Origin of the sequence: Chryseobacterium sp. CH21, assembly GCF_004119445.1 — a bacterium.
Lineage (GTDB): Bacteria > Bacteroidota > Bacteroidia > Flavobacteriales > Weeksellaceae > Chryseobacterium.
In genome coordinates this window covers 35,961-44,474 of sequence record NZ_QICI01000046.1, presented here as the reverse complement: position 1 = coordinate 44,474, position 8,514 = coordinate 35,961, and the positions used below count along the sequence as shown (strand labels likewise).

General features: G+C 35.6%; 6 protein-coding genes and 1 pseudogene. 2 read left to right on the top strand and 5 right to left on the bottom strand.

Going from position 1 to position 8,514, the window contains the following annotated elements:
• Nucleotides 1-240 precede the first annotated feature (240 nt).
• The 3 genes from gdhA to BOQ62_RS09050 all read right to left on the bottom strand — a co-directional run bounded on the left by gdhA (nucleotide 241) and on the right by BOQ62_RS09050 (nucleotide 3,698).
• Nucleotides 241-1,599 carry an NADP-specific glutamate dehydrogenase gene (gene gdhA / locus BOQ62_RS09060; protein ID WP_105700419.1) on the bottom strand — a complete coding sequence of 453 codons (1,359 nt, stop codon included), beginning with the start codon at nucleotides 1,597-1,599 and terminating at the stop codon, nucleotides 241-243.
• A gap of 189 nt (nucleotides 1,600-1,788) precedes the next feature.
• Nucleotides 1,789-2,898, bottom strand: a complete 1,110-nt coding sequence (gene dprA / locus BOQ62_RS09055) for a DNA-processing protein DprA (RefSeq protein ID WP_129038827.1) — start codon at nucleotides 2,896-2,898, stop codon at nucleotides 1,789-1,791.
• Between the two features lie 32 nt (nucleotides 2,899-2,930).
• Entirely contained in the window at nucleotides 2,931-3,698 is a 768-nt protein-coding gene (locus BOQ62_RS09050) for a rhomboid family intramembrane serine protease (protein ID WP_129038818.1), read from the bottom strand.
• Between the two features lie 248 nt (nucleotides 3,699-3,946).
• Here BOQ62_RS09050 and BOQ62_RS09045 point away from each other — a divergent pair.
• A pseudogene (locus BOQ62_RS09045) lies at nucleotides 3,947-4,872 on the top strand (DUF3078 domain-containing protein).
• A gap of 227 nt (nucleotides 4,873-5,099) precedes the next feature.
• A complete protein-coding gene (locus BOQ62_RS09040) occupies nucleotides 5,100-6,023 on the top strand; it encodes a DUF3078 domain-containing protein (RefSeq protein WP_129038816.1) in 924 nt (307 codons plus the stop codon).
• Between the two features lie 77 nt (nucleotides 6,024-6,100).
• On the opposite strand, the gene sufD is transcribed toward BOQ62_RS09040, so the two are convergent.
• Both sufD and sufC read right to left on the bottom strand, forming a co-directional pair.
• A complete protein-coding gene (gene sufD, locus BOQ62_RS09035) occupies nucleotides 6,101-7,435 on the bottom strand; it encodes a Fe-S cluster assembly protein SufD (protein WP_410494184.1) in 1,335 nt (444 codons plus the stop codon).
• Nucleotides 7,436-7,576: 141 nt separating this feature from the next.
• The gene (gene sufC, locus BOQ62_RS09030) at nucleotides 7,577-8,320 is read right to left on the bottom strand and encodes a Fe-S cluster assembly ATPase SufC (protein ID WP_105683083.1); all 744 of its coding nucleotides are present in this window, start codon (nucleotides 8,318-8,320) and stop codon (nucleotides 7,577-7,579) included.
• Nucleotides 8,321-8,514: the final 194 nt, after the last annotated feature.

Genomic DNA, 8,514 nt, shown 5'->3' with positions numbered 1-8,514 from the left:
CTTAAAAGTGCTTCGGGAATAAATTCTAAAACATCTTTAAGTGATATTTTGTGATCTTTAAAAACTGACATAAACAATTGATTATCAGCAATAAAGATACAAAAAATGAAATAATAAAACAAATTAAATGGCTGATAATCAATTAATTAAAATAATAATATTGAATATCTAAAAACAAAAAGTCGGAAGAAAAAATCTTCCGACCATGACTAGGATTTTTCCCAACCTTTGTTTTTTATGTTATACAACTCCTTGAGCTAACATTGCTTCTGCTACTTTTACGAAGCCGGCAATATTGGCACCTTTTACGTAGTTTACATAACCGTCTTCGTCTTTTCCGTAGTCTCTACAAGCTTTATGGATACCGATCATGATTTCCTTTAATCTTGCGTCTACCTCTTCAGAAGTCCAGTTAAGACGGATAGAGTTCTGAGTCATTTCTAATCCTGATGTAGCAACACCTCCAGCATTGGAAGCTTTACCAGGAGAGAATAATACTTTATTGTCTAAGAAATAGTTGATAGCATCTAATGTAGAAGGCATATTCGCTGCTTCAGTTACACAGATACATCCGTTTTCAACTAATTTTCTTGCATCATCTAAATCTAATTCGTTTTGAGTTGCAGAAGGGAAAGCTACATCACACTTCACATCCCAAGGACGTTTTCCAGCATGGAACTCAGCAGATGGATATTTTTTAGCATAATCTTCAGCTCTGTTGTTTCCTGAAGATCTCAGCTCTAATAAATAATCAATCTTTTCTCCGCTGATACCATCTTTATCGTAGATGTATCCATCTGGACCAGAAACTGTTACTACTTTAGCGCCCAGTTCAGTTGCTTTTTTGATAACTCCCCAAGCTACGTTTCCGAAACCTGATACCGTTACAATTTTACCTTCGAAATTCTGTCCGATTGTTTTAAGCATCTGCTCAGCGAAGTATACTACACCGTATCCTGTAGCTTCAGGACGGATTAATGAACCTCCGTAAGCAAGACCTTTTCCTGTAAGAACTCCAGTAAATTCGTTTCTGATTTTCTTGTACTGGCCGAATAAATATCCGATTTCTCTTGCTCCAACACCGATATCTCCTGCAGGTACGTCTGTTTCAGGACCAATGTGCTTGCATAATTCTGTCATGAAAGCCTGGCAGAAACGCATTACTTCCATGTCAGATTTTCCTTGTGGATCGAAATCTGAACCTCCTTTACCACCTCCCATTGGAAGCGTTGTTAAAGAGTTTTTGAATACTTGTTCAAAAGCTAAGAACTTAAGAACGGATAAGTTTACTGTAGGGTGGAAACGGATTCCTCCTTTGTATGGACCAATAGCAGAGTTCATTTGAATTCTGAAACCTCTGTTAACCTGAATTTCTCCTTTGTCATCAACCCATGGAACTCTGAAAATAATAATTCTTTCAGCTTCAGCCATTCTTTCAAGCAGCTTCATTCCGGTGTATTCTTTTTTAGTAGCAATGAATGGAATTACAGTTACGGCAACTTCTTTTACAGCCTGTAAGAACTCCGGTTCGTTAGGATTTTTTGCTTCAATTTTTGCAATAAACTCTTGGATTTTCTGGTCAATATTATATTGTTCCATATATTAAGGTTGAATATTATTGTCAACAAATTTAATTTTTTTTTCAAGATTCACAACACTCTATTTCAACATTGTTAAAAATTAAATAATAATGTTTCGTAATATTATTAAATTGATAATTTATGATCAAAAATTATTAAAATGAAATGTTATGTATGAAATAATGCAATATTAAGAAATCGTTAAATGTCAAATTGCCATAAATTGTCTCCCGGAAAACGATTTTACTTTACCTAAAAGTTCCAATTCTAAAATTATTGGCAAAATTTTGTGAGTAGAAACTTCAATTTTCTGTGACAGATCATCTAGGGAAATCTGGGGATGCTCTTTAATAGATTGATATATTAATTGTTGATTTTCAGATAATTGTGCCTGTGTCTCGCTGTAAGGAAATAACTCTTCCATTTTTTCTTTTGGTTCATTAAATCCAAGCATGCCGATAAGATCTTTTATGGTAGAAATAGCCGTTGCTTTATTATGGAAAATCAATTGATTACACCCTTGGCTGGCTGTATCGGTAATTTTTCCCGGTAGGGCAAAAACATCACGATTATAGTCATTGGCAAATGCTGCGGTACTTATGGATCCGCCTCCAAAACCTGTTTCTACTACGATTGTGGCTGGCGATATTCCTGCAACAATTCTGTTCCTCTGAATAAAATTTTCCCGGTCTGGCTTTCTGTTAGAGCTGAATTCTGTGATTAATGCTCCTCCTTCCTGAAGAATTTTTTCTGAAAGTCGTTTATTTTTTGCAGGATATAAAAATTTAAAACCATGAGCCAGAACTCCTATAGTAGGTTTTCGGGTGCGAATAGACTGTTCATGAACCTCTTTGTCAACTCCCAGGGCAAGACCGCTTACCGATATATAGTTTGAAGATTGCGAGGCTTCAAAGAATTCTTCAATAAATTGCTGACCATAAGCAGTCATATTTCTTGTTCCTACGATACTTACTTTGGCAAGCGAATCATTAATTTGTCCTTTTTGATAAAGAATAGCAGGGGCATCATTACATTCATGAAGAAGGGAAGGGGTTTCATGAAGGTGTCTCAGCCTGATTTGGATATTATTTTTTTCGCAAAAATTCAATTCTTCTTCTGCGAATTTCAAATGAGCATCATTGCCAATATCAGAAACCGTTTTTTGTCCTATTCCTTCCAGTTTTTTATGCTCTTTCTTTGCTCTTTTCCATGCTTCCTGAGCACTTCCAAAAGTATGGACTAGTTTATGAAAATGGATGTCGCCAATCTGGCTGCATTCACGGAGAGCGATGGCATATAAATATTCTTCAGGGATCATGTATGTTTTTTTCAAATGTAATGAAATAAGTTTTATCTCTTTCTTAATTCATCCAAATGATCCCAGATATCATCTCTTTTTTTATAAGGTAGCTCCATAAAGTCTTCCGGATGATTTTCTTTGTATTCCTGCCACAGTTTATCGTCCTTTTCACTATAATAATTAGGAAATTCCCAAATGAATTTTTTCTTCTTTTCCCCTACATTTTTAAAGGAAAATGCAATGATACTTCCTACTACGGCTCCGGAAAGATGAGCCTGCCATGAAATTTTACTAGGCTCCTGCATGTTATAAAACAATTCTTCCGGAAGCATACCCCATACTAAGCTTCCATAATAGAGTACAACAAGCATAGAAATCGTCAGAAGTTTCGTATTCCACTTGAATACTCCGCTAAAAAAAAGAAAAAAGGCAAGAACATATACTACACCACTGGCTCCGATGGTACATGTATACATGTAGTCGCCTGTGAGAATATCAATAGGAGGAAGAAGCCATACCAAAAGCCCGGTTGCCAGCCATCCGATAATAAAAACCTTGTTGGCCACTATAGGATAAAACTGATACAACAAAAACATCAGTGCGGCTATCGGAATAGAATTTCCTATAATATGATCAATATTTCCATGTAAAAGAGGAGAGGTAACCACTCCAAGCAATCCTTCAGGCAAAAGCGGAATAATGGCTCCAAAGCAGCTTTGAAAAAAGCCCTGCATTTGTAAAAAATACCCGAACCACATTGCAGAAAGCATCAACAATGGGTATATAACTGCTCTTTTGGAAATTATATTTTTAAACATGAAGATTTTATGTCAAATCAAAAGCCAAGGATAAATTTCGGAAAATTTGGCGATGAATTCATTCCTACCTAGCTGATTTTAAGACAAAAGGTATCAAATTTTATTTTGAAACTTATTATTTTGGCATTGATTTTATATAATATGTTATTGTGATTGATTCAACTTTGATGAAATTTGATTCTTTAAAGCTGAATTTGCCTTTAAAAAAAATTATATTAATACTTTTGTATTGAAAATTATTTAGAGTAATGAAGAAGTTTTTATTGATTCTTTCCTTTTTGATAGGGATCTCTGCGAGTGCACAAGATGAATTGAAAAAAGATTCCGTAGTGGTTGACACAGTAAGATACTGGTCAGTATTAGGAAAAAACACACTAATGATTAACCAGGCTGCCTTTTCAAACTGGGTAGGAGGGGGAGCCAATAACGTTGGATGGCTTGCCGGAGCCAATTACAACATCACCTATGAAAAAGACAAAGATCTGTGGGAGAATATCATCATTCTAGGGTATGGGCAAAATGATACCAAAGGTCTTGGAATAAGAAAAACTCAGGATGTTATTAATGTTTCTACCAATTACGGGAGAAAGTTTTCAAAAAGCTGGTATTTCTCTCTTGGAGCAGGTTTACAATCCCAGTTTGCAGCAGGATATGAAGATGGAAATAATCCGGATGCAAAAAAAATTTCAAACTTTATGGCACCAGGTTACGTAAACATCGGGATGGGTATCACGTACAGACCTAATGATGACCTTACGGTAACTTTGCGCCCTACCAACGCCAGATGGACTTTTGTACTAGATAAAGATCTTCAGACGGCAGGAAGCTATGGTTTAAAAAATGATGGTGATACTTCTTATTGCAGTTTGGTTTTCTGGGAACAGCCATGTACAAGCTGAAAATAATGGAAGACATTTATTTAACGAATACAGCTTCTGTCTTTTCAAATTATCTTGACCATCCGGAAAGATTGGTTCTTGCTTATGGAGCTCTGTTGAATCTGAAAGTTAATAAGTATATTTCGTCCAACGTCACGGTAGATTTACTATATGATCATAACCAGATAGAAAAAACACAGCTTAAACAAACCCTTGGAATTGGTTTCGCTTATACGCTGAATAACGGTGTAAAACGCTCTGATCGGAAAGACAGCCAATGGTGGTTAAAAAAATAAAACAGAATACATATTTTAATGATAAGCACTTCAGAAATGAAGTGCTTTTTTGTTCTTAAAATTACTGTGCTTTTAAGTTGGTTTAAGTTTGACAGATGAATGGGTGTTATTTAAATGGTTTATTTTCATTGGATTATAAGCATTAATTTAATAATGTTAAATTCATTTTAAAGTGAATTTTATTCCGGCGTAGATTATTATTTATACATTTGTAATAAATCGACATTATGAAAAAACTTTTATTGATCAGCTCTATCTCTTTAGGAGCTGTAGTAATGGCTCAGGAGACTAAAACGGAAGCGCCGGCAACAGACACTGTTAAGGCCTGGTCTATTCAAGGACAAAATACATTAATGCTCAATCAGGCTGCCTTTTCAAACTGGGTAGGAGGAGGAGCCAACAACGTTGGATGGCTTGCTGGTGTCAATTACAACCTAACCTATGAAAAAGGGAAAGACCTTTGGGAAAACATTATTATCCTTGGGTATGGACAAAATAATACACAGGGGACGGGTGTAAGAAAAACTCAGGATGTTATCAATCTTTCTACCAACTATGGTAGAGAATTTGCGAAACATTGGTATTTCTCAGTAGGTGCGGGTCTTCAGACTCAATTTGCTCCCGGATATGAAGATGGGAACAATCCTGATGCTAAGAAGATTTCCAATTTTATGGCGCCAGGCTACCTGAATTTAGGAGCTGGGGTGACTTACCGTCCCAATGATAATCTTTCTGTGACTTTGCGTCCTGCCAATGCAAGATGGACCTTTGTTTTAGATGAAGACCTTCAGAAAGCAGGAACTTATGGGCTGAAAAATGACGGAGATTCGTCTCTGTTCCAATTCGGTTTCCTTGGTACGGCAATGTATAAGCTGAAGATTATGGAGAACATTACTTTGCTGAATACGGCTTCTGTATTCTCAAACTATCTTGATCATCCTGAAAGACTGGTTCTTGGATATAGCGGAGTTTTAAGCATGAAAATCAATAAATACATCTCTACCAATGTTACCCTTGATCTGTTGTACGACCATAATCAGATATGGAAAACACAGTTGAAGCAGACGTTAGGAGTAGGTTTAGCCTATAATTTCGATAATGGAAAAAAACGTTCTGATAATAAAGACAACCAAGGTTGGTTAAAGAAATAAAAACAGAAACATTATCTGCATAAAAATAACAAAGCACTTCAAAAAGAAGTGCTTTTGTGTATCAATATATATAAGTCTTAGAATTCTATATCAACTCCTAATTTCTCAGCCAATAGCTTTGAGATTTTTTCTTTTAGAGGTTCTATATCAATGTTTTGCATTGCATCATTAGCGAAAGCATATAAAAGTAATGCCTGCGCTTCTTTTTTAGAAATTCCTCTCGCTCTCAGGTAGAATAAAGCATCTTCATTCAATTGACCTACGGTACAACCGTGAGAACATTTTACATCATCAGCAAAGATCTCTAACTGAGGTTTCGTATCAATACTAGCCCCTTCGCTTAGCAATACGTTGTTGTTTTGCTGATATGCGTTTGTTTTCTGAGCAATTTTGTCAACAAAAACTTTTCCATTGAAAACTCCATGGGCATTCCCATCAAAGATTCCTTTGTAGTTCTGATAACTTTCACAGTTCGGGAAGTTGTGGTGAACTGCCGTGTGGTGGTCTACCAATTGATCTTTCCCAATGATTGTGATTCCGTTCATAAATGAATTGATATTAGATCCATTATGAATAAAATCAAGGTTGTTTCTTACCAGTTTACCTCCGAAAGAGAATGTGTTTACAGTTGTTAAACTGTCTTTCTCCTGTCTTGCGAACGTACTGTCAATAAGATAGGTTGTGTTGTTATCATTCTGAAGCTTGTGCCAGTCTGCTTTTGCATTCGGATAAGTAAAGATCTCCGTTACAGAGTTCGTTAATACATACGTGCTGTCAAAATTATGGTGGCTTTCAATCACTTCTACTTTGGCTCCTTCTTCTACGATTAAAAGGTTTCTTGTATTGTAGAATGTGTTTTCTTCTTGATTCTGAGAAATATAGAAAACATGGATTGGTTTTTCAATCACTACATTTTTAGGAACCTTAAGGAAGAACCCATATTTGCAATAAGCAAGGTTCAGGTTAGTAAAAGCCTGTTCTTTAGAAGCAATCGTATTGAAGTATTTTTCAAAAACCTCTTTATGCTTCTCATCGTTTAATGCATAGTTGAATGAAAGAAATTCTACATTTTCAATAGAAACTTTAGAAAGCTCTTTGTGAAGTTTACCGTTTACAAAAACAATCCAATCAAAATTTTCTTCCCCAAGGTGCAATTCATCAAACTGCTCCTTAGTGATATTGTGGTTCTCTTTCGGGAAGAAGTTGTAGCTTTTTTCCGTGATTTCCTTTAGATTGGTATATTTATATTCTTCGTCTTTTTTAGTAGGAAAACCAAGGTCTGCAAATCTCTGAAGAGCTGCTTTTCTTTCATCATCCAGAAATCTGTGACGAAGACTCTCCAAAAATTCATTATGGTTCTCTATAAGTTGTTCTTTTAATGCCATTACTGGTATATCTGTGGTTTGCACCATTTTTTCTTTTTTTTTGAACTAAAATATTGGTATTCCGAGGAATAGGGAATCCAATTTTTAATAGTAGAGATTCTTTATTTTGACAGACTTCACGAATGAATAATTGTGAAAAATTTTAATCTCTGAAATAATATATTCTTCTTAGTTAAGAAGCCAGTCGTAACCTTTTTCTTCAAGCTCTAATGCTAAAGATTTATCACCAGTTTTGATGATTTTTCCATCTGCTAAAACGTGAACGAAATCAGGCTGAATATAGTTAAGCAATCTCTGATAGTGTGTAATCAGAAGAACTGCATTTCCTTCATTTTTAAAGTGGTTTACACCATCTGCAACGATTCTTAAAGCGTCAATATCCAATCCTGAATCTGTCTCATCAAGAATAGCCAATTTAGGATTAAGCATCATCATCTGGAAGATCTCATTTCTTTTCTTTTCACCTCCTGAGAATCCCTCGTTCAATGATCTTGAAAGGAAATCTTTTTTGATTCCCAGTTTTTCAGATTTTTCACGGATTAATGCAAGCATTTCTTTTGCCGGCATTTCTTCCAGTCCATTTGCTTTTCTTGTTTCGTTTAAAGCAGCTTTGATAAAGTTCGTTACAGAAACTCCCGGAATTTCCACTGGATACTGGAAAGAAAGGAAAATTCCTTTGTGAGCTCTATCTTCAGGAGCATCTTCACTGATGTCTTCTCCCTGGAAAAGAATCTCTCCACCAGTCACTTCATAATCCTCTTTACCAGCGATCACAGAAGAAAGGGTAGATTTCCCAGCTCCGTTCGGCCCCATAATAGCGTGAACTTCGCCCGGCTTTATTTCAAGATTAATACCTTTTAATATTTCTGCGCCATCTTCAATTTTGGCGTGAAGGTCTTTAATTTGTAACATTCTTGCTAACTTTTGCTTTTTATAATTGTGTGAGCCTCATCTCTGTATATACACATTGTCTTTATCTGGAACATTTCCTTAAGAGACGGATAGAAGCTTTTTATATTTTATGTTTTGTCATCATCTTCTGGGAAGACGAGAACTTATATTTCCGTATAAAACGGTTTTTGATCTGATAAAAACACTGAAAACCT